Genomic DNA, 22,415 nt, shown 5'->3' on the forward strand with positions numbered 1-22,415 from the left:
AGGGCCGTGCCAGCGCCGAAAGATCGCGAACACTCTGTTATCTCAACACCATCGGTCGAAACTCTCGCCCCGCTTGGAATTGCCGGATCTTTCGGCGCGACCTCATGAAATATCCGGGTTAGCATGAGCGTCCTGATCAACGCGAGACAACACCCATGTGGATTGCACTGACGCGTGAACTCAGCCCGCGATTGGCCGATTGCGAACTGAGCTTTGTCGATCGCGAGCCGATCGACCTTGATCTGGCGCGCCTGCAACATCGCGCCTATCAGACCAAGCTCAGTGAACTTGGCTGTGAAGTGCGCGAACTGCCGGCCACACCCGAGCTGCCCGACAGCGTGTTCGTTGAAGACACCGCTGTGGTTCTCGATGAAATCGCCCTGATCACCCGCCCGGGTGCCGACAGCCGGCGCGCCGAGATCGAAACCATGGCCGACGTGCTGGCCGAATATCGCCCGATTCGGCGCATTGTCGAGCCGGGCACACTGGACGGCGGCGATGTTCTGCGCATCGGCAAGCGTTTGTTCGTAGGCCTGTCCGCGCGCAGCAATTCAGCGGCCATCGAACAGATGCAGACGGCGCTGGCGCCCTTCGGCTATCGCGTAGAGGGTGTGCCGATGCGCGACTGCCTGCACCTGAAGTCGGCCGTCACTGCGGTCAGCGACGAAGCAGTGCTGATCAACCCCGATTGGGTCGACAGCGACGCGTTCGCTGATTTCCAGCAGCTCAGGGTCGACCCGGCCGAGCCGCACGCCGCCAACGTGGTACGGCTAGAACACGGACTGATCATGCCGGCTGGCTTTCCACACACCCGTGATCAGTTGCGCAATGCTGGACTGGTCGTGCACGAAGTGGCGCTGAGCGAGCTGCAGAAGGCCGAAGGCGCGGTGACCTGCTGCAGTGTTCTGCTAAGGAATATCTGAATTGTTGATCCGGCGGCTTGAAGTTTGAACATCCTGTCCAACTTCAAGCCCCGCGAGTCCGGTGCCGTTCGACAGGCTCACGGCAGGCAGGCCCGTACTCGCGGGCGCTTCACGGCGCCTTTAGCGCGGATATTTCATGAGGTCGCGCCGAAAGACTCAGCCCAGGCACGGCAATAGTTCAGAGATTCCCGCGGTGCAAGGATGCCCCGCCGTGATCAACAATGTAGGTTGTTGATCAGCCTGAGGACGAAGATTCGGCCGCGGGCAAGCGCCAAGCCATGATCGCCCCGACGGCACCAAGCAGGGCCAGTGCCAACAGCGCTGCAGCCAGTGAACGCTCGGCGAGCATCGCACTCAAGGCCCCGACCGGCAGCAGGATCAACCCCATCGCCGTGTTGCTTGCCGCGACGTAGTCGCGTCGCTGCTGACCTTCGGCGATATTGATGATCCAGGTCTTGCGCCCGATACGAACACCTTCGTGCGCCACGCAGAGCAACCAGAACAGCCCGGGAATCAGCCAGGCCTGGCTCAACCAGCTCGAGCCGACGCTGGCCAGGGCGAACGCCGTCAGCCCGAGGGCGGCGGCCAGACCCGCCGCCATACCCATCACCCAGCGACTGGAACGATCGGCCAGGCGGCCCCAGATCGGTCCACCCAGCATGCCGGCCAGACCCGCTAGCAACACGAACCACCACCAGCGGGCGGCATCGATCGACGCCTGCTGATTGGCCAACAGCAGGTAGTAGGGTGCTGACAGCGCCGAACACAACAGCAGGCTGCGAATGACCACGAAGCGCATCAGCCGGCGATCTCCGGTCAGCAGCCTGAGCTTGGCCCAGGCCGAGCCGGAGGTGCTGCCGGCCGAGTCATCGCGCGGTTCATCGACCGCGGCAAACAGGGCCGCGGCCAGCCACCAGGCCGCCGCCGCTGCCAGCAACACCCACGCAATGACCTCGGCCTGACCAAGATCGCCAGTGCCAAGCAAGACGCTGGCCACCAACAGGGTCGCCAGACCAGCCGCCGCCGCCGCCCAACCGCCGGCCCGCCCGCGTATCGACGCGTCCAGCACTCGGCCCATGACATCTTTCGAGGCCAGCGAACAGGCACTGCGCGCCAGGGCGAACAACAGCAACAAGCCCAGCAATGCATAACCAGCCGTTTCGCCCTGCAAGGTCAATGCACTCAGCGCCATGGCGGCGACCGCAGCCCCCTGCAGCAGAGCGCCCGCACTCCACACCCACTTGCGTCGGGACCATCGATCGAGCTGCGCTGCGATCAGGCTCTGCAGCACCATGCTGCCGGCCTCGCGGATCGGCACCGCCAAGCCAATCATCCAGACCGGCACCCCCAGACTCGCACCGAGCCAGCCCAGGGTCGTCTTGGGATTCATCAGCGCATCGCCCAGCTTGGACAAACCGTGGCTGACGACGATCAAACCGACCGTGCGCCGCTGCTCGCGATCACGCCGGTTGCCTGCCTCGCTCATCCGCGATCGCCTTGGCGTCGGACGCCATACACTCCCAACGCACTCACGCCTGCTTCGATTGCGCCGGATCGCTGGTGGCAACGCCCCCCGGCGCCTTGCGCGGCAGGCAGAGGCGGAAATCGGTGCCGGCCGAGCCCTGCACCAACTCAATGCTGCCACCCAAGGTCTGCGTTACCAGATTGAACACGATGTGCAGCCCCAAACCGGTGCCGCCCTGATTGCGCCGGGTGGTGAAGAACGGCTCGAAAATCTTGTCGCGTAGCTCCTCAGGCACGCCGACGCCATTGTCGCGGACGCGAATCTCCACCTGATCGTCAGCCAGCGTGTTCGCGCTGAGGCCGATCTCCCCTGCCGCTTGAGCTGCGAATGCATGGGTCAGGGCATTCTGGATCAAATTGATCAGCACCTGCCCAAGCGTACCGGGAAAGCTATCGAGCTCGATGCCCGGCGAACACTGAACAGACACCTCCACCGAGCGCCCCTTCCACATCGACTTGCTGCTCTCCAGCAACTCCTGCAGAAACCCGCTGAGATCGAAACGGCGCCGGGCGTCCACCGTCTGATCCACCGAGACCTGCTTGAAGCTGTGCACCAATCGCCCCGCCCGCTCCAGGTTTCTTAACACCATGCCGGTGGCATCGCGGGCAACATTGACGAAGCGTTGCATCTCCGAACGGGTCAGCCGACCATCGCTGAAACTACGCTCAAGCGCCACGGTCTGGCCATCGAGCAGGCTGGCGGCGGTCAAGGCCACGCCCAGCGGGGTGTTCACTTCGTGCGCCACGCCCGCCACCAGTTGCCCCAGTGAGGCCATCTTTTCCGACATCACCAGCTGCTTCTGCATCGCTCGCAGCTGACTCAGCGTGTGCTCTGCGGCATCGCGCGCCTGCTGCAGCTCGGCGGTGCGCTCAGCCACCATGCGCTCCAGCGTTTCGCGCACCCGGCGCCGATACAGGGCCGCAGCACTGGCCTCGGCCAGCATGGTCAGTACCGCCGGGTCATCTTCGCCAAAGCGAAAGCCTGGCTGGTAGCTTTGCACCACCATCGCACCGGAGACTTCGGCACCGAGCACCATGGGTACACCCAGCCAGTCGGAAGCGTTAGGTCCGTAGAGATGATCGTCCTTGGTATCGCCATGTCCGGCCTGTTCGAGCAGCTCCTCCGAGGAACCGCGCAACACCCGGCCGGCAGCCACGATGATCGCCGACATCGATCCCTGCAGCCGGCCCTGGCGAAAACTGATCGGCTCCCAGTTGTGATCGTACTGATCACAGTGATAGGGAAAGTGCAGCCATTCGCGGCGCTCATCGAGCAACACCACAAAGAAGTTTTCCGCCACCAGCAGCGGGCCCAGCGCGCGGTGCAGCGCTGCGAAACCTTGGCTCAGCGAGGCCACCTGTTCCAGATCATGCGCGGCTGCCAGCGCCACACGCAGCGCTTCGGCGCGCCGCGCCACGCCCGACAGACGGGTCAGCCGCTCATCGACCAACCAGGTGTCGAGGGCGTCCAGCCGCGCTTCAACCCAGGCTTGCAGATGCTGCACTTGCGAGGACGTCGGTGCCGAGGCGAACTGGACGAGCACGGCGCCCACCCGCCGATCGCTGAGCCGCAGCGGCACGGCGGCTCGATTCGCTTCCACCTGCACACTGCTCAACAAGCAGCACTGTCGCGCCATACGCCGATCTGCCACGGTGCCCGGCTCGCCCTGCACAGCGCGTGGGTGCAGCCCAAGATCATCATCGACCCACAGCTGCAGCGACCCGCAGCCTCCACCCAGGACGTGCGCCAGATTGGCCAGCGAAGCCTGCAGCGCTGACGCGCCTTCGGAGGCGACCTCAGCGCCGCCCTGCTCTGGCTCGCTCATGACAACCCCGCCCGCTGACTCATCGGCCCCGACTCGCTGTGGCGCAGCACTTCCAATAGCGCGTTTTCCGCCTCTCCGCAATGCTCTTCGGGCTCAGCTACCATGCGCATGGACTTTCGGGGGTTCTATGCGCCGACTTGCCCAGCAGGCCATTCACGAACTCTGTCTCTCCTTGCCCGCGACGGAGGCGGTGATTTCACATGGCGCACCGAACTACAAGGCGCGCGGCAAGAGCTTCGCCATTTTCGTCGCCAATCATCATGGTGACGGTCGCATTGCCTTGTGGCTGGCAGCCCCGGAGGGCGCTCAGGAGCAGCTTTGCCTGGCCGCGCCCGAGCACTACTTTGTGCCGCCCTATGTCGGCCCGCGTGGCTGGGTTGGCGTGCAACTGAACACCGGGCTCGACTGGCAGGATGTCTATGCCAGAGTGCGCGAAGCCTGGGCCTGCGTGGCGCCGGCAACCTTGCGTCGAACACTTCCGAAGACGACTCCGATCGCTGCGCCGAATGCCGGCCTGCAACTGAAGGAGATCGACCCGCTACGCAGCAAGCCTGCAGAGAACGCGATCCAGCGATTGCGTGCTTTGTGTTGCGCCCTGCCCGAAGTCACCGAGACCACGCAATTTGGCGCACCGACCTGGAAGGCCGGCAAGCGCAGCTTTGTCACCCTGTGGGCCAAGGATGATCAGCTCAACCTGCAGATCTGGGTCGGTGTCGAGCAACAGGCCATCATGACCGAAGACCCGCGCTTCCATATTCCACCCTACATCGGTCATCAGGGTTGGATCGCGCTGCGCCTCGCCAGATCGACCAACTGGAATGAAGTGAAATCGCTAGTTATGCAGAGCTATCGACACTTCGCGCTGCAGCGGATGCTGAAACAGCTCGACGCGCAATAGCAGCCCTGCGAGGCAGCAGGCGGTGCGCGGCCGCCGACCGCCTTGAGGCTGATTCTGCGCTGGCGGCGACCTACTGCGCCGGCTCCGGGCTCTCCTCGGCGGCGCCGCGAACAATCTGCGCCACGATGCTGGGATCCTTGATCTTGTGATCCGCCGCCAGCAGCAGGAGCTTGGACAGCACTTCCTGAGTGCGGGCGTCGTCATCGACAAAGGGCAACTGCAGGCGGCTGCGCTTGCTGTCCGGCGCCGGCACCACACACAGGTAGCCAGCCGGCATCAGATGAATCACCGCCGTGCCCAGATGCAGCCGGTAGTTGGCCAGCTTGCCGCGAATCAGCGCAAAGGGTGGCTTGAGCTCGACATTAGGCAGGCGCAGCGTCGGCAGCAATGCCTGCAGCAACTGGCAGCGCGCATCGATGGTCTCCTTTGAGGGCAGATCCGAATCCGCTGCCGCAGCGGTGATGATCAGGTCGATATCACGCATCAGTTCGGAGAACGCCAGCGGCGAGAGTTCGGTGAGCACAACCGCCTGCTGCTCGCGACCACGCGAAAACCAGATCCGGTCGAGCACCGTGGTCTCGCTTTCGGCCAGAAAGTGATTGACCTCGGGCAGTTCGAGATGAGCGGTGACACCCGCCCCCAGCGCCTTTCGGGCGGTTACCGGGTCGCAGGTCATCTTCCAGCGCCGCGCCGACAGAATGGCCGCTGCCACACGCGACTTCACCCGTCGACCCGCGAACCGACACGACTCCTTCATAGCCTCCAACTCCACTGGAGTGGGCACATAGGCCTCGCGGAACAGCTGCTTGAATGGCTGTTGCCAGCCCTGATCGACCAGCCAACGCTGCCAGTCAGCCAAGCTACCCTCAGCCAGCAGATCCACCACATGGGCAATGCGCAGGGGGCCGGTCGGTTTGAACGGCTCGCCTACGCAATTCAGCAAGCCCTGCTCTGCCGCATCGAGCCGGCCGCTGCGACCGGCAGCATCGACCAGGAACAGCTTCAGCAACATGCTCAATGCCACCGGCGATCGGCGTAGATTCTCAAGGTAGCCCTGGTCGAGCTGGGTGCCCTCGACCATCAGATTTTCCAACGCCGCGCGATAGCGACCAGCCTGATCCTTCAGCACACCGAAGGTGCTCAGAATCGGCTCCAGCGCCGGATCCTTCTTCAAGGCCGGCGGCAGCGCCTTTAGCAAGGCGCCATTCTTCTCAATCACCCATTTCGGCTTGTGCTGATCGATCTCCATGCGCAGTCGATACCCCTCATGCGCAAGTTCGGTGACCAGCTCACTGCGCAGATCGGCCTGCTTGGCCTCGACTGCCCATTCCAGGGCCGCCAGATCGGCATAGCCGGCGGTACTCGCCAGGTTGATCAGGCCGACTCTTGCTGCCTCACGCACATTGCCCGCGCGTTCGTAGCCGAACTTATTCGATGCCTCCTTCGGCGCCGCGCGCAAGTACTGGTAGCGCTGAATCAGGTCCGCATCGTCCTTGAGCGGAAACAGGCCGTACAGGCGAATATGCTCTTGCGACAGACGCTTGAGCATCGAGTCGAACTTCTTGTCCGGGCCGCTGCGCATGGCCTTGATACGCTTCAGGGTGATCGGAAAACGCTGGGTCTCGGCCACCAGCGCCAATACCTCATCGACCTTGTCACCGAGGTCCCGCAGCAACTGATTGGCGCGCACAGCATCGAATTCCACCTCGGCCTCCTGCGCCTCTGCTGCGACAATCAACTCCCATAACTCGCAGGCTTCGGCCATCGACAGCGCCGCCAGAATCGGGCCGAACTGGCTATCAGTACAGCCTATCAGCTGACGCAGCACCGACGGCTCAAATCGACGCAAAGCCTGTACCAGCTCGCTGTGGCTCTCACCAGGATCGAGCTCACGCACATTGGCCAGCAGCCGGATGCACTGGGCGGAGTTCCATTCGGCACTGCCGTAGTCAAGCTTGTTCATCACCAATGGCTTGGACTGCAGCAGACTTGCCGCAGCAAGCAGGAAGCGCGAGCCACTGAGCACGATCGCGCTCGAACCGCTATCGCGTGCCATCGCTGTCAATCGTGCACGCCCCTGGCTGTTGGCCAGATCAAACAGCCAGTTCAGTGCGATCGGGCGGAACGGCTGCAGGTCCTGGTCAAGCTCGTCAGAAAGCAACAGATAGAGCAGGTCCGGATGGTCGCGGTGCATATGCTGCAACAAGTTGCTGATCCGCGTTTCCTCAAGCACTCCCAGGCGTCCCATCTGGTGCAGGATGCGACCGAACTCCAGCCCCAGCAGCAGAAAGCTGGCACTGGACATGGATTGACCGACCTTGGCCCGGACACCCGTCGGAAAGCTCAGGTCGAGCTTCAACTTGGGGCCCTCGCGACCTTCGATCAGCGCCAGCACCGGCTCGGCTTCATCGGCCGAACGCGCCAGCTCCAGGCACTGCACCACCAGCTCGGGTGGTGTCGGTGACAGAAACGGAAACTGCTCAAGCTTCAAAGCATCGTCGAGCGAACTCAGCACATACTTTCGCTCATACTCGGGCTGCTTCGCGGCCAGTTCGCGATACTGAACGAAACAGGCGGGCTCGCGCAGATCATCGGCACTGTTCGGGTGCCAGACCATGAAGCGCAGGCGGTCCAGCAGCAGGTTTCGTGCGTAGTCACCCGCCAGATGGCTCAGCAAGTGCCGAGTGAACTCACCGGCATACCAGATGCGGTTGCGCACATCGGTATGGCTGAGGTAGTAGCGCCGATTGCCGATGCGATCAACCTGGGCTGGGAAACAATAGAAATCCGCCACACAACGCTCGAAATCATCAGCCAGCGGCGCCTCGGCAATCAGCTGCAGAAACGATTCGTCGCCGCGATAGGCACTGCTCGCCAGCTTTTCCAACTGGTCACGGGTCTTGACGCCTTCGACCAGCTGCATCAACCACGCTTCATAGCGGCGCAGACGGCTCAGTTGCTCGGCACTGGGTTGCCACTGTTCGGCGACATGGTTCATTGGTCTGCTCTGGAAATTGGGGGGCAACTCATGGACTAACCGCCTCGCAGTTGGGTCAGGCGCAAGAATGCGACCTGGGTTTCGGGACTGAGCGGCACCGACTCGTCGAGCCGCCGATAGAAGCTGCCGTCCACCACCAGATGGAATTCGCCACGCGCAAATGCGGCTCTGGCGCGCCGCACTTCCTCGTTCGGATCAGGCGCGATTGGCGACACGGATGCAGGCAGGGCCACGCGCCCCTGCGCCTTGCCACGCGCAATCTGCTCGGCGTCGAGATGCCGCGGCCGTTCGACCGCCAGCACCTGCTGTAGTCTGATCTGGGTCTGTACGGCCTGCGCGATCAGTTCGGCCACCGGAATGGTCACGCCCTCCAGCGCGAGCTCGAAGGATCCAGCCGCGATGCCCACCTCCGCGCTGTTCGGCAGTTCTGCGTTGATCTTGAGAAGAGGCATGTCGATGGCGTGCTCAGGAGCCGGCGAGCTTAACGTTCGGCGAGCGCGGCGTGAAGTCGCAGCGGGCACGGTTCGGAAACTCTGGCCGAAAGTCGCTATGGTCGGCATTCCGACCACAAGTCGCAGCGAAGCGCGAAAATGCTGAGATGCATTGACCAGCACGACCACCCACTGCACTCGGCGTTCTGCCACTTGATGCGACAGGTGTTCACCCGCTCCGACTTTTCTCGCTGGATCGAATGGGGCGAATGGGGCCAGGGCTACCGGGTCCTTGCCTGGCAGGAAGGTGATCAGTTACTGGCCAGCGTAGGGGTTACGCGGATGTCGATGATCATCCACGGTGAGTCAATTCAGGCTGACCAATGGGGTGCGGTGGCCTGCCATCCGGACCATCGTGGCCGCGGCCTTTCGCGCCACGTGCTCGAAGCGGCCATCAAGCAAGCGGGCGCTCGGCCGATCTTTCTCTATGCCAATCCCAATGTTCGTGAGTTCTATCCGCGCTTTGGTTTTCGACCGCTGTCCAGCTACCGTTTTCGCTGGAACTGTGAGCTAGAGCCGGCTGCGCCAGCGGCGACCTTGCTGGATCTGCACTCGGCAGAGCAGCGAGCGCAGCTGCACAACCAGAGCACCGGTATCGCCGACAGCTTTCGACTCTCGGCAACACATTCGAGCCGCATTGCCAGCTGGTACTACGCCAATGGCTTTGCCCGGCCGCTGCGCCGGGTAGAGAGCAGCTTGGTCTGTGCGGGTGTGAATGCCGGCGTTCTGTACATTGATGGCTGGTTCGGTGCCAGGCCGACTGATTGCCGGGCCACCTTGGCCGCGCTAATCGACCAGCCGGTGCGAAGCGTGGAGTTCGGCTTCTATCCCGACGCCTGCCTGCCTGACAAGGTGTTAAGTGAATTGGCAGCGGTCATGGAACCCGAGGCGGATCTGTTTGTCCGTGGCTTTGACTGCTGGCCGGCCGAGGCCGGGCTGTCGCCCTTGGCACGCACCTGAGACGGTAGGCGCATCGATACCCACGTTTCACGCACAACAAAAAACCCCAGACCAGCCGGGGTTTGATGCTTCGACCAGCGCAGTCTGCGCCGTTGCCGAACTCAGGCCTTCTTGGCCGGCGCCTTCTTGGCCGGCGCCTTCTTGGCTACCGCGGCCTTCGGCGTGGCGCTGCCGATCTTGACGCCCGCAGTGCGCGCATTGCCGTAGCTGCCGGCAAACACCTTGCCGCGGAAAGTCTTCTTGTCGCCCTTACCCATGTCTCTTGCTCCTCAGCAAAGTGTATCGACAGCCCGGATGGGCTGAGAAAGACCGCGAAGCGTAGCACGCAGCAGCGCCCTGGTTAAAGTGCTGGGCGCGGATAAGCCTGCTGACTCAGGCCCCCACCGGCTGCGTACGCAGGCTGGCGTGGCTGAGGCGCAGGTTGACCCAATGGGCTGTGGCCAACAGCGACCCGCCCGCCACCATCAGGCTGGTGTGCAGTACCCCGTGGGTATGCAGACTGGTATAGGCACCGACCCAAAGCAGGGCGACGCCAGGCAACAGGAACCACCAGGCGCGGAACGTTCGATGGCGTCGGTACCCCTGAGTAAGCGTGGTCAGCGCCAGCAGCGAAGCGAACAACACGAAGGCCTGATCCAGATCGGCCCGGCCCAAGAGACCCAGCCCCAAGGACGGCAACATCGCAATCAAGATCGGCAGCAGGGCGCAATGGACCGCGCACAGGGTGGAAGCCACCATGCCCAATCGATCACCACGTGACAGCCAGTCGGCATCCTTCATTCGCATTTCTTCTGTGTTATCAGCCACTTATGCAGCGCCTCCAGGTGGACCGGAGGCGTTTCCGCTACAGTATAACATTCTGCGAAGAAATTCTGCTGACAACTGAGGGTTTGGTCACCCAGAACCGTCAGTCAGATCTATGGAACTGCTTGGCAGGCTGCTGAGACTTGTTTCAGCAGCGTGAAATCGCGCGCCAAGAACGGCGCACTCGGAAAACAAGCACGCAAGCGATTGATTTCCGGCAAACCGTTCGTCAGGCTCACGGCAGGTGTGGCGCGGCGTACGTTGGGCTAATAGCCATACTCCGCATCACGCTGTTCCACCGCTTCGGTGTCCTCTTCGCCCACCTCTTCCAACAGGCCCGCGGCCGCGGCATCGGAGGCCTGTTCGGCGCTGGTTTCCTCGCCGATATGGAAGGCGGCATAGCCGGGTAGCACCACCTGATTCTTGGCCTTGCCAATTACTCGACCGTATAGCGGCGACAGAATCTCGTGTTCGACGTTCTTGATCGGATCGACCACCATGCCAAGTCGCTGCCCCTTAACTACCCGTTGCCCCAATTCGACATCGGCGATCAGCATGCCACCGGCATTGGCCCGCACCCAACGCGATTCGTAAAACACCGCCTGGGGCTCCTGCTCAGCCGGCCCTTCAGGCACCAAACCCATGTGATGCAGCAGGATCTCCAACGCATCCACCGAGAGATCGATTTCGCGCTTCTCCAGCGTGCCAGGGGCGCCCACTTCGAAGGTCACCGCCGGGATACCGGACTGGGTGGCGGCCACGCGCAGCATGCCGCGGCTACCGCTGCTGTGCAGCACCGGCAAGGCGCCAAAGCCGCGAGCAAAACGCAGCACTTCAGGCAGACGCAAGTCGGCACGCACCTGCGGCAGGTTGGCACGGTCGAAACTTCCAGTGTGGAAGTCGACCACCGCATCGCAATGCTGAACGATCTGGCTGAAGAAACTATAGGCAATGCGCGAGGCGATGCTGCCGCGCAGACTGCCGGGAAAGTAGCGATTGAGGTCGCGACGGTCGGGTAGGTAACGCGAATTGCGGCTGAAACCGAACAGATTGACGATCGGCACGCCCACCACGGTGCCGGATAGCACGCTCGCGTCAACCCCATTGAGTACCCGACGCACGATCTCCACACCGTTGATTTCGTCGCCGTGAATGGCGGCGGCCATGCACAGCACCGGCCCCGGCCGCACTCCATGCACCACATTGACCGAGACCACCGTATCGCCGCCGGCGAAGGTCTGACTGACGCTCCAGCGCAACAGCTTGCGATCACCGGGCGCCACGGTTTCGCCAAGAATTTCGAACGAAGTCAGCTGTGGTGGGCCGACAAAGTCCGGACTCCCCGGCAGCGCGATCGGATCCAAAGCCGGTGGACCGACGAAATCAAGCACGCTCGGTGTCGCTACCCGCGCGCCCATGCTGGCCTCGGCGGTAGCGGTCGATTCATTTGAGTTGCGGGTGGCAACCTCCGGCAGCGCCTCCACTACCGCCGGGGCCACTTCCTGCAGGCGCTCGATGTCGTCCTGCAATTCCGCGTCTGGCGGCACGGCTTGGTCCGCGGTTGTTGCCGACACAGCCGCCCGCTCCGGCGCAGCCTCTACTTCACCCTCAACACCCTGTTTCACTTCCACAGCGGACGACACAGCGGACTGCTGAGCGCCGACATCAACGACACCCAGCAACAGACCTATCATCAGCGCCGACACCACGTCCGACCGACGCTTGACCATGTGCCGTCTCAGCTCAATCACTTTTGAGACAACGGGCGCAGCGGCCATGCACTTCCAGGGTTTGAGCCAGAGGCTTGAACCCCAGCGCCTCTGCGCGGCTGCGCAACAACTGCGGGATCTCTTCGTCTTCCAGCTCGATGGCGTCGTGGCATTGATCACAGATCAGAAACGGTACCGAATGCTCGATCCGCGGATGGTGACAGGCAACGAAAGCATTGATCGATTCAAGCTTGTGAATAAAGCCGCTCTGCAGTAGAAAATCCAGCGCCCGATACACCGTCGGCGGAGCCACAGCCCCCTGCACCGCACGCATCCGTTCAAGCAGATCGTAAGCCTTGATCGGCCGACCTTCCTGGGCAATCAAGGTCAGCACCCGTTCGCGCAATTCGGTCAGGCGCAGGCCACGTTCTTCGCAGATGGCCGCCACCGCGGCAACCAGACCCGGCGCATCATGCACATGATGATGGGGATGGGTGCACACCTGTTCGATCGGGCCATGGCTCATGGCCCGGATCATAGCATCGGTGCATCGGCCCACTGTCGTGCAGCAGGCCGCGCTTTATGCCCAGACTTGGACTTCATTCAGTGCATAGCGGCAAGGCAGCATCGATTCGGCGCAGGGCCTCGTCGCGCCCGGCCAGGAACACTGTGTAATCGATTGAGGGGGACACCTGGGTGCCGGTGATGGCGACACGCATCGGCTGAGCCACCTTGCCCACGCCCACGCCCTGTCCTTCCGCCACCTGACGCAGGGCGGCGTCGACCTCCTGCGGGCTCCACACCGACAGCGCCGCCAGGGCATCGCGCGCTGCGCTCAGAATCAGCGCGGCGCCCTTCAGGTGCTTGGCCACCGCGGCCTGATCGTAGTTTTCGATCGACCGGTACCACATGGCCGCACGCTCGGCCATATCCTTCAGCGTTTTCACCCGATCGCGCAAGGCGACGATGACATCCGATGGGTTCGGTCCGGCTTGCCAATCGTAGCCCTGGTTTTCCAGGTGCCAGATCAGATGCGGCGCCAGACTGTCCGGGTGATCGGTCTTCAGATACTGCTGGTTAAGCCAGCTCAGCTTTTCGACATCGAAGCGAGACGCTGAGTGATTGACGTCCTCGATGCGGAACAGGTTGATCATCTCTTCGATCGAGAAGATCTCCTGATCACCATGCGACCAGCCCAGCCGGGCCAGGTAGTTCAATACCGCATGCGGCAGAAAACCATCGTCGCGGTACTGCATCACACCCACCGCGCCGTGCCGCTTGCTCAGCTTGGCGCCGTCCGGCCCGAGAATCATCGGCAGATGCGCAAAGCGCGGCACCTTGGCGCCCAGCGCCTCGTAGATGTTGACCTGACGCGGCGTGTTGTTGACGTGGTCATCGCCGCGGATCACTTCGGTGATCTTCATGTCAAGGTCATCGACCACCACAGCGAAGTTGTAGGTGGGGAAGCCGTCGGAGCGGATCAGCACCAGATCGTCGAGTTCTTCATTGCTCCATTCGACCCGGCCCTTGACCGCGTCGTTGAACACCACGCTGCCCGAACTTGGGTTCTTGAAGCGCAGCACCCGGTTGGGGTCATCGCGCTTGGGCTCGTTGCGGTCACGGTAGTAGCCGTTGTAGCGCGGCTTGGTGCCAGCCGCCATCGCCGCCGCCCGCATCGCCTCGATCTCGTCCTTGCTCTCGTAGGCCCAATAGGCCTTGCCGGCTTTCAGCAGATCTTCGGCAACCTGCAGATAGCGATCGGTACGCAGGGTTTGGTAGAACGGGCCCTCGTCGTGCTCCAGCCCCAGCCACTGCATGCCCTCGAGGATGGCGTTGACCGCCTCCTGGGTGCTGCGCTCGCGGTCGGTGTCCTCGATCCGCAGGATGAACTGGCCGCCCTGGCGACGCGCCTCCAACCAGCTGTACAGCGCAGTACGGGCACCGCCTATATGCAGAAAGCCGGTCGGGCTGGGGGCAAAACGGGTACGACAGGTCATGGATGATTCTCAACAAAGCAAGCCGGCCATTTTAGCGCGGTTGCGGGGTGATGCTGAAGCAGGACGAAGCGATCGCTTCGCTGCGGCGCTATCGAACCCCGCAGCGCCGAACGAGCATCGAATCTGCTCAGGGCTCGATCGTGATGGTGATCCGGGCCGACTTAACCACCGGCTTATGCGGTGTATGCAGGTGATCACCCAGCAACAGCTGCAAGGTGTGCTCGCCAGGCGTCAGCTCCAGCTGTACTTCGGTCTGCCCCTTGCCAAAATGCAGGTGCTTGGCGTCGGCCGGAATCGGCTGATCCAGCGGCGGCAGATCGGTGTCGATCAGCAAATGATGATGGCCGGTGGCGGGCAGATCGATGCCGGCTGGGGCCACCCCCATGCCGCGCAAGCCAAAACGAACCGTGACCGGCGACTTCAGGCGGGCACCGTCCTGCGGACTGATGAAGTAGAGCTCGGCATCGGCCGGTGACTCGGCGCTTTGCGCCTCTGCGCTGAACAACAGGCCAACCCACAACAAGGACAGAAGCAAGGTCCGCACGATGATTCTCCTGGTTCTGGTATAGCGCGCAGTGTAACCGCGATGCACATTGCTGGTAGAACACGCCCGATCATGCTGGCTATGGCTACAATGGCGGCCATCGAACCTTGGCGTTCGCCGGCTGTCATAGCCCTTCACCGCTTGATCTGCTAATTAGGATTTGGAGAACCCCATGCTGCAATCGAACTGGCTGCGTGCCCTGGCCGTGTCTGCCCTGATCACCCTGCCGAGCACGGCGATGACGCAGGACACTGCACCGCCCTCTGCCGAGGAGGTCGCCGCTGCGCCGGCACAGCCCAACAAGGTGATCATGCGCACCAATATGGGCGACCTGAGCATCGAGCTCTACCCGGAGAAAGCGCCGAAGTCGGTCGCCAACTTTCTTGAGTACGTCAAGGCTGGGCACTACAACGGCACCATTTTCCACCGGGTGATCGACGGCTTCATGATTCAAGGCGGCGGCTATACCGCCGATCTGCAGCTCAAACCGATGCGCCCGGCGATCGAACACGAGGGCAAGAATGGCCTGTCGAATCTGCGCGGCACCCTGGCCATGGCTCGCACCAGCGAACCGCACAGTGCGCAGGCGCAGTTCTTCATCAACGTGGTGGACAATCCGCGGCTCGATTTCGTCAGCGAACAAACTGCTTACACCTGGGGTTACACGGTGTTCGGCAAAGTGATCGAAGGCATGGATGTGGTCGACAAGATCCGCAGCCTGGAGACCGGGGCGCAAGGCCCGATGAGTCGCGATGTGCCGCTGCAAACAGTGCTGATCGAAAAGGTCGACATCGTGCCGGTGGCAGAAGCCGCCCCGCCCGCGGCCCCGGCGGCCGAAGAAGCCGCGCCGGCGGTAAGCAACTAAGCGACGGCGCGCGACTCGGCGTTCGGCATTCGGTGCGTCCAAGTCGCACCCTTGCCAGGCCGAATCAGCGAAATCGACCATGCACACAGCCAGCGCCCATTTCATTTCCGATCTGCATCTGGACTCGACCGATGAGCCGCGCTGCCAGATCCTGCTGCGCTATTTGCAAGGCGCTGCGCGCAATGCCGAGTCCCTGTTCATTCTCGGCGACCTGTTCGAGGCCTACATCGGCGACGACGATGACAGCGCCCTGCTGGCCGTAGTGGCCGAGCATCTCCGCGCACTGAACGAGGCCGGCACCCGGGTGTACCTGATGCACGGCAATCGGGATTTCCTGATCGGCGCGGAGTTTGCCGAGCGCGCCGGGGCCCGTTTGCTGCCCGATCCCAGCGTGGTGCGGCTGGGCGGCATCGATACCCTGATTGCCCATGGCGATGCCTACTGCACCGATGACCTCGGCTATCAGGCCATTCGCAAGCAATTTCGCGACCCGCAATGGCAGGCCGGCTTCCTGGGCCAGCCGCTGGCAGCGCGACGAGCCTTTGCCGAACAGGCTCGCGCGCAGAGCAAGGCACATCAGCAAGGCGTGTCGATGGAACTGATGGATGTGAATCCGCAAGCCATTGAACAGGCACTGCACCTGTACGGCGTTGGCCGATTGATTCACGGCCATACTCATCGGCCGGCAGAACATGAAGTCAGGCTGAGCAATAGCCAGCCGGCAGAACGGATCGTGCTCGCTGACTGGCGGGAGAGCGGCGAGTGTTTGGCGGTGGCGGCTGATGGAGAGATCAGTCGGCAGGTGCTGAAGCGGCAGGCCTGAGGGAGGGCTGGCGGGCTGCCTGGGGGAGCGATGGCGCGCCAGGGGCCGCCCTACACATTCAGCTATTCGCCATCGGTTTCGCGCGGTAACTCAATGCAGAAGCGCGCTCCGCATGGGCTCGGTTCACACCAGACCCGTCCGCCGTGTAACTCGACGATGCCGCGGGTAATCGGCAATCCCAACCCGGTGCCGCCGCTGCCGGTGGCCACCGAACTCTGGGTGAAGGGCTCGAATACCGACTCGCGTTCGGCTGCCGGCACACCCGGCCCCTGGTCGCTGACCGAGATCAACCAGGCGCGCGGCAACGACTCAAGCTCGCATTGCACGGCCGAACCTGGGGGCGCGAAGCGCAGCGCATTGGCGATCACATTGCGCAGGGCCTGCGCCAATCGCGCCTCATCTCCCAGCGCTGGCGCATGCGCTCGCCGTTTGCCGCGCAGTTGCAGCGACTTCTGTTCCATCGCCGGTTGAAACTCCTCCAGCACGCAGAGCAGGATAACGGCGAGATCAACTGGACCACGACTAAGCAGCAGTTTTCCCGCTTCAATCTTGGCGGTGTCGAGCAGGTCGTTGACCAGGCCAAGCAGCACGTCTCCTGAATGGCGAATCCGCTCCAGAAAGCGCATCCGCTGCTCCTGACTCAGCTCTGCATCATCCTCGATCGCCAACTTGGTGAAGCCAAGGATGCTGTGCAAGGGTGTGCGCAGCTCATGCGACATCTTGGTCAGGAATTCGCTCTTGGCGCGACTGGCATGATCGGCCTGATCCTTGGCCGCCAGCAGCTGCGCGGTACGCTGCTCGACCCGCTGTTCGAGTTCTGCGTTAAGTTGGCGCAACCTTTCTTCCGCCATCACGCGATCGGTGACATCACGGTTCATGCCAACCCAGCGTTGCGGCTTGCCTTGCTCATCGAGCTGGACATAGCCATTGCCCTCGATATAGCGCAGCTCTCCATCGTTGCGTCGATAGATGCGGTAGAGGAACTGCTGAAATGGTCGCCCTTGGCGAAATGCTTTCCCCTCGGCATCCACTCGCGCAAGCTCGTCGGGGTGTACGCAGGCACGCCAGGTTTCGTGGCGACCATCAAATTCCTGCTCCGTGAAGCCAAATATGCGGCACATCTGCGCGTCCCAGGTCAGCTGCTGATGACTGAGATCGCGCTCCCAGATGCCATAGCCCGAGCCGGCCACGGCCAATGCCAGGCGGTTGTTGAGATCGGCTACCGCAGCCCTGCTCTGGCGCAGGGCCAGCTCCTGCGCCACCCGCTCGCTGATATCGCGCAGCACCACGGTAAACAGCGAAGCACCGTTCACCACGGTGTGCGAAATCGAGGCCTCGACCGGAAACTGTTCGCCGTTCGCTCGCAGGGCACGAACCTGGCCGGGCCCGCGGATGCGCCGCGGCGGGGTGCGGCTTTCGGCAAACTGGCGCATCCACCCGGGATGTCGTTCGCGAACCTGCGGCGGGATAAAGCGCTCCATCGGCTGCCCCAGCACCTCAGCGCGCGGCACACCGAACATGGCTTCGGCGGCGGCATTGAAGATCATCACCCGACCGTCTGCATCGCAGGTGATGATGCCATCGAGGGCCGTTTCAACCACGCTGTACAGGCTCGGATCACAGGCCGGAATCGCCACCGCGGAGGCGCTGGGCTCACCGACCGGGTCTCTAAGCTCCGCCGCCATGCGCTGCTCTCTCGTTTGGAGACAGCCGATACTAGCCGCAGATTCATCGATTAGCCCACTCTTCAAGTTTTAAAGCGGCAAATCGCGAGGCGACGGACGGTAGTTGCACCACATCAAAGTGATGATATTAATGATATCGATGTTTCCTGAGGGCCAGTCGATGTCTCGATCACAGGTCGCGCCCGCCGCTAAATACGGGCTGCAGCGATGAGCCAACCCTACGCGCTCCCTACCGAACTGGTGGTGCAGGCAGCGGCCGAGCTGCAGGGCGAGCTGCTGACCCGGCTTGCCTGCGCCCAAGGCGAGCTCGAAGTCGATGGCTCGGCGATTGAACTGATCGATGGCGCCGGACTGCAGTTGCTGCTGGCGGCGCAGAAAGAAGCCAGACGGCGCGGCCTGACATTGCGCCTGCGCCGTCCCTCGGCGGTGTTGCAGCGCACCTTGGGCCTGACCGGCCTGCGCGGTCGGTTTCCCCTGCTCGATGAAGGAACCGCGTCATGAATCGGAGCAACAAGGAAGATGCCTACGCTCGCGCCCTGGAAACCTTTCACATCGAAGCCCGCGACATGGTCCAGCAGATGGAGCAGTGCCTGCTCGCGCTGGAAGACGCGCCCAATGACAGCGACACCCTGAACGCCCTGTTTCGCAGCGTGCACACCATCAAGGGCTCGGCCGGCTTGTTCGCACTGGACGATCTGGTCCGCTTCAGCCATGAGGTCGAGACCGTGCTCGACCGCCTGCGCGCTGGCGCCCTTACTCTGAACGACCAGTTAAGCTCGCAACTGCTGCAATGCGCCGATCATATTGCCGATCTGCTCGATCATGCGCGTCAGGCGCCAGGGGCGGCGCTGCCGCCCGATCTGGCTGACGATGGCCAGGCCCTGCTGAAGTCCTTGCGCCCACTCAGTGGACTACCGACCACAGCCTCCAAACCTAGCCGTTCCACCGAACTGGTGGCAGTTGCCGTACCTGCGGTCTGGCATATCTCATTGCGCTTTGCTGCCGACAGTTTCTTGCATGGCATCGATCCGCTGGCCACGCTGCGCTATCTAGCCAGCCTGGGCGAGATCGAATTCGTCGAGACCTTCGATGCCCGCTTGCCGGCCCTGGCCGAGCTCAGCGCCGAAACCTGCTACCTCGGCTTTGAGTTGCGACTACGCACCGAAGCCGATCAGGCCACCCTGGACGACGCCTTCGAGTTCATCCGCGACCAATGCGTGGTGCACTTGTTGCCGCCGAACACCAGCACCCAGGCCTATATCGCCCTGATTGAAGACTTGCCCGATGATGCCAGCCGGCTGGGCGAAATCCTGGTCGGTTGCGGCGCCGTTAGCGCTTCCGAACTGCATCGCGCACTCGCCAGCCAGCATAGCCAGGCGGCAGAATCCTCGGCTGCGGCGCCGCTGGGCGAGATCCTGATCGAACGAGGGGTTGAGCCCGAGCTGGTCGACGCCGCCCTGCGCAAGCAGAGCCGCACGCGCGAACAAGGCGAATCGAGCCGCTTCCTGCGTGTCGATGCCGACAAGCTCGATGCATTGATCAATGTGGTCGGCGAACTGGTGATCCTCAGTGCCGCTACCAAACTGCAGGCCGAAGCCAGCGGCGCCGGCCAACTGGTCGAGTCGAGTCAGCAGATGACCCGGCTGATCGAAGAGATCCGCAACGGCACCCTGGCCCTGCGGATGGTGCCGATCGGCGAGAGCTTCAGCAAATACAAGCGGGTGGTGCGCGATATCGCCAATGGCCTGGGCAAGGACGTACGGCTGGAGCTCGAGGGCCAGGACACCGAGCTGGACAAATCGGTGGTGGAGAAGATCGGCGACCCCTTGCTGCATCTGGTGCGCAATGCGCTCGATCACGGGTTGGAACTGCCGGCGCAGCGCCTGGCCGCAGGCAAGCCCGAACAAGGCCTGCTAAAGCTCAGTGCCTGGCACGATTCCGGCAGCATCGTGCTGCAGGTCCGCGACGATGGCCGTGGCATCGACACCGAGCGTGTACTCGCCAAGGCCCGCGAACGCGGGCTGCTGGCCGCCAATGCCAACCCCGGTCACGACGAGATACTTAACCTGATCTTCGAACCGGGCTTTTCCACCGCCCAGCAGCTATCGGACCTATCCGGCCGTGGCGTCGGCATGGATGTGGTTAAACGCAATATCGAGGCCTTGCGCGGCAGCGTACAGATCGCCTCGCAGCGCGGCCGGGGCTGCTGCATGACGATTCGTCTGCCGCTCACCCTGGCCATCATCGACGGATTCCTGGTGCGCTGCGCTGGCAGCAACTTTATCGTGCCGCTGGATCAGGTCGAGGAGTGCATCAGCGGTCAGGCTGGCTTGAGCCTGGATCACGCCTGCACGGTGATCGAGCAACGCAATCGCCCACTACCGGTGCTGAGCATCAGTCGCTTGATGCATCTGCGCGGCGCATCCAGCCAACGGCCGAGCATCGTGGTGGTGCGCGACGGCGTGCGGCGCGCCGGGCTGCTGGTCGACCAGCTACTCGGTGAGCACCAGACCGTCATCAAACCTCTGAGCGAATTGTTCAGCCCGCTGCGCTGCCTGGCCGGGTCGACCATTCTCGGCTCGGGCGAAGTGGCCCTGATTCTCGACGTACCGGCCTTGATCGAACAGGCCAGTCAAGCGCACCGCGCCAGTCGCAATTCCCACACGGCCAGGCAGCGACTTGCCGCCGAGCCACAACCTGCCTGAACCGCCGGCCCGACCCGGTACCCGCCGAATCGATTTCCGTGGAGATTCCCCATGCTGAACAAACTGCGTGTTAGCACCCGCCTTGGCCTGCTGTCATCGATTTACATCCTGTTCCTGCTCGGCCTGGGCCTGTTCAGTCTGCAGCACCTGAATGCAGCACTGCACTCCATGGAGGGCCTGTATCACCATCACGTGGTGCCGCTGCGCGACCTGAAAGTGGTGGCCGATCTGTACGCGGTAAACATCGTCGATGCCACCCACAAGGCGCGCAATGGCAACCTGAGCTACGAAGAAGCGGAACGCGGTGTTGCGGAGGCCCTGCAGCAGATCGAACAGACTTGGACGCGCTATGCCAAAAGCGTCGAGAACCTGGAAGAACGGCAGCTGATTCAGGCCGCCGAGCAACTGCGCCAGGCCACCGATCAACCCATTGCGGCGCTGCGTCGCGCGCTGCTGGAGCAGGACCGTGCCGCTCTGGAGCGTTTCAGTATCCAGGAACTCTACCCGTTGATCGACCCCTTGTCGGCCAAACTGTCTGAACTGATCGAACTGCAGCTCAGCAATGCCGAACGCGAATTCGCCGAGGCGCAGGCCGACTACAACGAAACCCGCAGCCGCTCGATGCTGGCGATGGCGATCGCGGTGCTGCTTGGCTTCGTGCTTTCCTTTCTGCTGGCACGCAGTATCACCAAGCCCCTCAATGAAGCGGTCAACGCAGCGCATCGGCTGGCCGAGGGCGACCTGACCGTCAGCATCCGCAAAGCCAAAGGACGCGATGAACCCAGCCAGCTGCTGGCGGCGATGCAGACCATGATCGAAAAGCTGGCCGGCACCATTGCCGGGGTGCGCGACTCGGCGCTGTCGCTGACCTCGGCCTCGGCCCAGGTCAATGCCACCGCGCAATCGATCTCGCAAAGCGCCACCGAACAAGCGGCCGGCGTCGAGCAAACCAGCGCCTCAGTGGAACAGATGTCGGCCTCGATCGCGCAGAACACCGAAAACGCCAAGGTCACCGATGGCATGGCTGGCAAGGCGTCGAAGGAAGCGGTGGAAGGCGGCGAAGCGGTGACCCGCACCGTCGATGCGATGAAGCAGATTGCGGCCAAGATCGGCATCGTCGACGACATCGCCTACCAGACCAACCTGTTGGCCTTGAACGCGGCGATCGAAGCGGCGCGCGCCGGCGAGCATGGCAAGGGCTTTGCCGTGGTGGCGGCCGAAGTGCGCAAGCTGGCCGAGCGCAGCCAGGTCGCGGCGCAGGAAATCGGCGAGCTGGCCGGCACCAGTGTCACCGTGGCCGAACGCGCCGGCAAGCTGCTCGACGAAATGGTGCCGAGCATCCGCAAGACCTCCGATCTGGTGCAGGAGATCACCGCCTCCTCGGAGGAACAGGCGGTCGGCGTCAAGCAGATCAATGCGGCGATGAACCAACTCAATCAGGCCACGCAACAGAATGCTTCAGCGTCGGAGGAACTGGCGGCCACCGCCGAGGAGCTGTCCGGCCAGGCCGAGCAATTGCAGCAGCTGATCGAGTTCTTCAAGTTGCAGCGCCGCGACGAGGCCAGCCGCAGCGAACGCATCCAGCGCACGGCAACAAACAAGCTGCACACCCTGCCGGCTCTGGCCGAACCCAGCCTGGAAACACAGTTCGCCCGCTTCTGAG

General features: G+C 63.0%; 18 protein-coding genes and 2 pseudogenes. 9 read left to right on the plus strand and 11 right to left on the minus strand.

Translation table 11 applies throughout. The annotated features are described in order from the left end of the window. Positions 1-155: 155 nt before the first annotated feature. Positions 156-923, plus strand: a complete 768-nt coding sequence (locus tag IFO71_RS15660; protein ID WP_192030600.1) for a dimethylarginine dimethylaminohydrolase family protein — start codon at positions 156-158, stop codon at positions 921-923. 235 nt (positions 924-1,158) lie between these two features. On the opposite strand, the gene IFO71_RS15665 is transcribed toward IFO71_RS15660, so the two are convergent. Both IFO71_RS15665 and IFO71_RS15670 read right to left on the minus strand, forming a co-directional pair. Next, a complete protein-coding gene (locus tag IFO71_RS15665) occupies positions 1,159-2,409 on the minus strand; it encodes an MFS transporter (protein WP_192030601.1) in 1,251 nt (416 codons plus the stop codon). 43 nt (positions 2,410-2,452) lie between these two features. Then, positions 2,453-4,273, minus strand: coding sequence for a sensor histidine kinase (locus tag IFO71_RS15670; RefSeq protein ID WP_192030602.1), 1,821 nt, complete (start codon positions 4,271-4,273; stop codon positions 2,453-2,455). A 127-nt stretch (positions 4,274-4,400) separates the two neighbouring features. On the opposite strand from IFO71_RS15670, the gene IFO71_RS15675 reads away from it, so the two are divergent. Next, a complete protein-coding gene (locus tag IFO71_RS15675; RefSeq protein ID WP_192030603.1) occupies positions 4,401-5,171 on the plus strand; it encodes an MmcQ/YjbR family DNA-binding protein in 771 nt (256 codons plus the stop codon). 70 nt (positions 5,172-5,241) lie between these two features. On the opposite strand, the gene IFO71_RS15680 is transcribed toward IFO71_RS15675, so the two are convergent. Further along, positions 5,242-8,169 carry a DUF4132 domain-containing protein gene (locus tag IFO71_RS15680; protein ID WP_192030604.1) on the minus strand — a complete coding sequence of 976 codons (2,928 nt, stop codon included), beginning with the start codon at positions 8,167-8,169 and terminating at the stop codon, positions 5,242-5,244. A 35-nt stretch (positions 8,170-8,204) separates the two neighbouring features. Continuing rightward, positions 8,205-8,621, minus strand: a complete 417-nt coding sequence (locus tag IFO71_RS15685) for a hypothetical protein (RefSeq protein WP_192030605.1) — start codon at positions 8,619-8,621, stop codon at positions 8,205-8,207. Between the two features lie 138 nt (positions 8,622-8,759). On the opposite strand from IFO71_RS15685, the gene IFO71_RS15690 reads away from it, so the two are divergent. Further along, entirely contained in the window at positions 8,760-9,620 is an 861-nt protein-coding gene (locus IFO71_RS15690; protein WP_192030606.1) for a GNAT family N-acetyltransferase, read from the plus strand. Between the two features lie 101 nt (positions 9,621-9,721). Here the strand turns inward: IFO71_RS15690 and IFO71_RS15695 are convergent, their stop codons facing one another. The 6 genes from IFO71_RS15695 to IFO71_RS15720 form a co-directional block, all read right to left on the minus strand. Beyond that, a complete protein-coding gene (locus tag IFO71_RS15695; protein WP_192030607.1) occupies positions 9,722-9,877 on the minus strand; it encodes a 30S ribosomal protein THX in 156 nt (51 codons plus the stop codon). A gap of 115 nt (positions 9,878-9,992) precedes the next feature. Continuing rightward, positions 9,993-10,427, minus strand: a complete 435-nt coding sequence (locus IFO71_RS15700) for a MerC domain-containing protein (RefSeq protein ID WP_332309387.1) — start codon at positions 10,425-10,427, stop codon at positions 9,993-9,995. Positions 10,428-10,690: 263 nt separating this feature from the next. After that, positions 10,691-12,154 (minus strand): succinylglutamate desuccinylase/aspartoacylase family protein, encoded by a 1,464-nt coding sequence (locus tag IFO71_RS15705; protein ID WP_192030608.1) that lies wholly within the window; start codon positions 12,152-12,154, stop codon positions 10,691-10,693. Between the two features lie 13 nt (positions 12,155-12,167). After that, the gene (locus IFO71_RS15710) at positions 12,168-12,659 is read right to left on the minus strand and encodes a Fur family transcriptional regulator (RefSeq protein ID WP_192030609.1); all 492 of its coding nucleotides are present in this window, start codon (positions 12,657-12,659) and stop codon (positions 12,168-12,170) included. A gap of 73 nt (positions 12,660-12,732) precedes the next feature. Beyond that, the gene (gene gltX, locus IFO71_RS15715) at positions 12,733-14,130 is read right to left on the minus strand and encodes a glutamate--tRNA ligase (RefSeq protein WP_192030610.1); all 1,398 of its coding nucleotides are present in this window, start codon (positions 14,128-14,130) and stop codon (positions 12,733-12,735) included. Positions 14,131-14,257: 127 nt separating this feature from the next. Further along, a complete protein-coding gene (locus IFO71_RS15720) occupies positions 14,258-14,674 on the minus strand; it encodes a DUF4399 domain-containing protein (protein WP_192030611.1) in 417 nt (138 codons plus the stop codon). A gap of 172 nt (positions 14,675-14,846) precedes the next feature. Between IFO71_RS15720 and IFO71_RS15725 the strand changes: the two genes are divergently transcribed. Next, positions 14,847-15,539: a peptidylprolyl isomerase gene (locus IFO71_RS15725; RefSeq protein WP_425502903.1), complete on the plus strand. Its 693-nt coding sequence runs from the start codon at positions 14,847-14,849 to the stop codon at positions 15,537-15,539. A 79-nt stretch (positions 15,540-15,618) separates the two neighbouring features. Further along, a complete protein-coding gene (locus IFO71_RS15730) occupies positions 15,619-16,362 on the plus strand; it encodes a UDP-2,3-diacylglucosamine diphosphatase (protein WP_192030612.1) in 744 nt (247 codons plus the stop codon). A gap of 62 nt (positions 16,363-16,424) precedes the next feature. Here IFO71_RS15730 and IFO71_RS15735 read toward each other — a convergent pair whose 3' ends face one another. Beyond that, entirely contained in the window at positions 16,425-18,047 is a 1,623-nt protein-coding gene (locus IFO71_RS15735) for a sensor histidine kinase (protein ID WP_192030613.1), read from the minus strand. A 207-nt stretch (positions 18,048-18,254) separates the two neighbouring features. On the opposite strand from IFO71_RS15735, the gene IFO71_RS15740 reads away from it, so the two are divergent. The 4 genes and pseudogenes from IFO71_RS15740 to IFO71_RS22665 form a co-directional block, all read left to right on the plus strand. Further along, entirely contained in the window at positions 18,255-18,548 is a 294-nt protein-coding gene (locus tag IFO71_RS15740; RefSeq protein WP_192030614.1) for an STAS domain-containing protein, read from the plus strand. Beyond that, the gene (locus IFO71_RS15745) at positions 18,545-20,752 is read left to right on the plus strand and encodes a chemotaxis protein CheA (protein WP_192030615.1); all 2,208 of its coding nucleotides are present in this window, start codon (positions 18,545-18,547) and stop codon (positions 20,750-20,752) included. The genes IFO71_RS15740 and IFO71_RS15745 overlap by 4 nt, the downstream gene beginning before the upstream one ends. Before the next feature lie 51 nt (positions 20,753-20,803). After that, positions 20,804-21,340 (plus strand): annotated as a pseudogene (locus IFO71_RS22660) (Tar ligand binding domain-containing protein); the annotation flags it as partial. Positions 21,341-21,433: 93 nt separating this feature from the next. Continuing rightward, positions 21,434-22,414 (plus strand): annotated as a pseudogene (locus IFO71_RS22665) (methyl-accepting chemotaxis protein); the annotation flags it as partial. Between the last annotated feature and the right edge of the window lies 1 nt (position 22,415).

It is taken from the genome of Pseudomarimonas arenosa, from assembly GCF_014841215.1.
GTDB lineage: Bacteria > Pseudomonadota > Gammaproteobacteria > Xanthomonadales > Xanthomonadaceae > Pseudomarimonas > Pseudomarimonas arenosa.

Coding starts and splice junctions, on each gene's coding strand:
- IFO71_RS15665 (WP_192030601.1), bottom strand. CDS start 2,409: ATGAGCGAGGCAGGCAACCGGCGTGATCGCGAGCAGCGGCGCACGGTC.
- gltX (WP_192030610.1), bottom strand. CDS start 14,130: ATGACCTGTCGTACCCGTTTTGCCCCCAGCCCGACCGGCTTTCTGCAT.
- IFO71_RS15660 (WP_192030600.1), top strand. CDS start 156: ATGTGGATTGCACTGACGCGTGAACTCAGCCCGCGATTGGCCGATTGC.
- IFO71_RS15675 (WP_192030603.1), top strand. CDS start 4,401: ATGCGCCGACTTGCCCAGCAGGCCATTCACGAACTCTGTCTCTCCTTG.
- IFO71_RS15745 (WP_192030615.1), top strand. CDS start 18,545: ATGAATCGGAGCAACAAGGAAGATGCCTACGCTCGCGCCCTGGAAACC.
- IFO71_RS15725 (WP_425502903.1), top strand. CDS start 14,847: ATGCTGCAATCGAACTGGCTGCGTGCCCTGGCCGTGTCTGCCCTGATC.
- IFO71_RS15730 (WP_192030612.1), top strand. CDS start 15,619: ATGCACACAGCCAGCGCCCATTTCATTTCCGATCTGCATCTGGACTCG.
- IFO71_RS15710 (WP_192030609.1), bottom strand. CDS start 12,659: ATGAGCCATGGCCCGATCGAACAGGTGTGCACCCATCCCCATCATCAT.
- IFO71_RS15705 (WP_192030608.1), bottom strand. CDS start 12,154: ATGGTCAAGCGTCGGTCGGACGTGGTGTCGGCGCTGATGATAGGTCTG.
- IFO71_RS15740 (WP_192030614.1), top strand. CDS start 18,255: ATGAGCCAACCCTACGCGCTCCCTACCGAACTGGTGGTGCAGGCAGCG.
- IFO71_RS15670 (WP_192030602.1), bottom strand. CDS start 4,273: ATGAGCGAGCCAGAGCAGGGCGGCGCTGAGGTCGCCTCCGAAGGCGCG.
- IFO71_RS15735 (WP_192030613.1), bottom strand. CDS start 18,047: ATGGCGGCGGAGCTTAGAGACCCGGTCGGTGAGCCCAGCGCCTCCGCG.
- IFO71_RS15695 (WP_192030607.1), bottom strand. CDS start 9,877: ATGGGTAAGGGCGACAAGAAGACTTTCCGCGGCAAGGTGTTTGCCGGC.
- IFO71_RS15690 (WP_192030606.1), top strand. CDS start 8,760: ATGCTGAGATGCATTGACCAGCACGACCACCCACTGCACTCGGCGTTC.
- IFO71_RS15680 (WP_192030604.1), bottom strand. CDS start 8,169: ATGAACCATGTCGCCGAACAGTGGCAACCCAGTGCCGAGCAACTGAGC.
- IFO71_RS15685 (WP_192030605.1), bottom strand. CDS start 8,621: ATGCCTCTTCTCAAGATCAACGCAGAACTGCCGAACAGCGCGGAGGTG.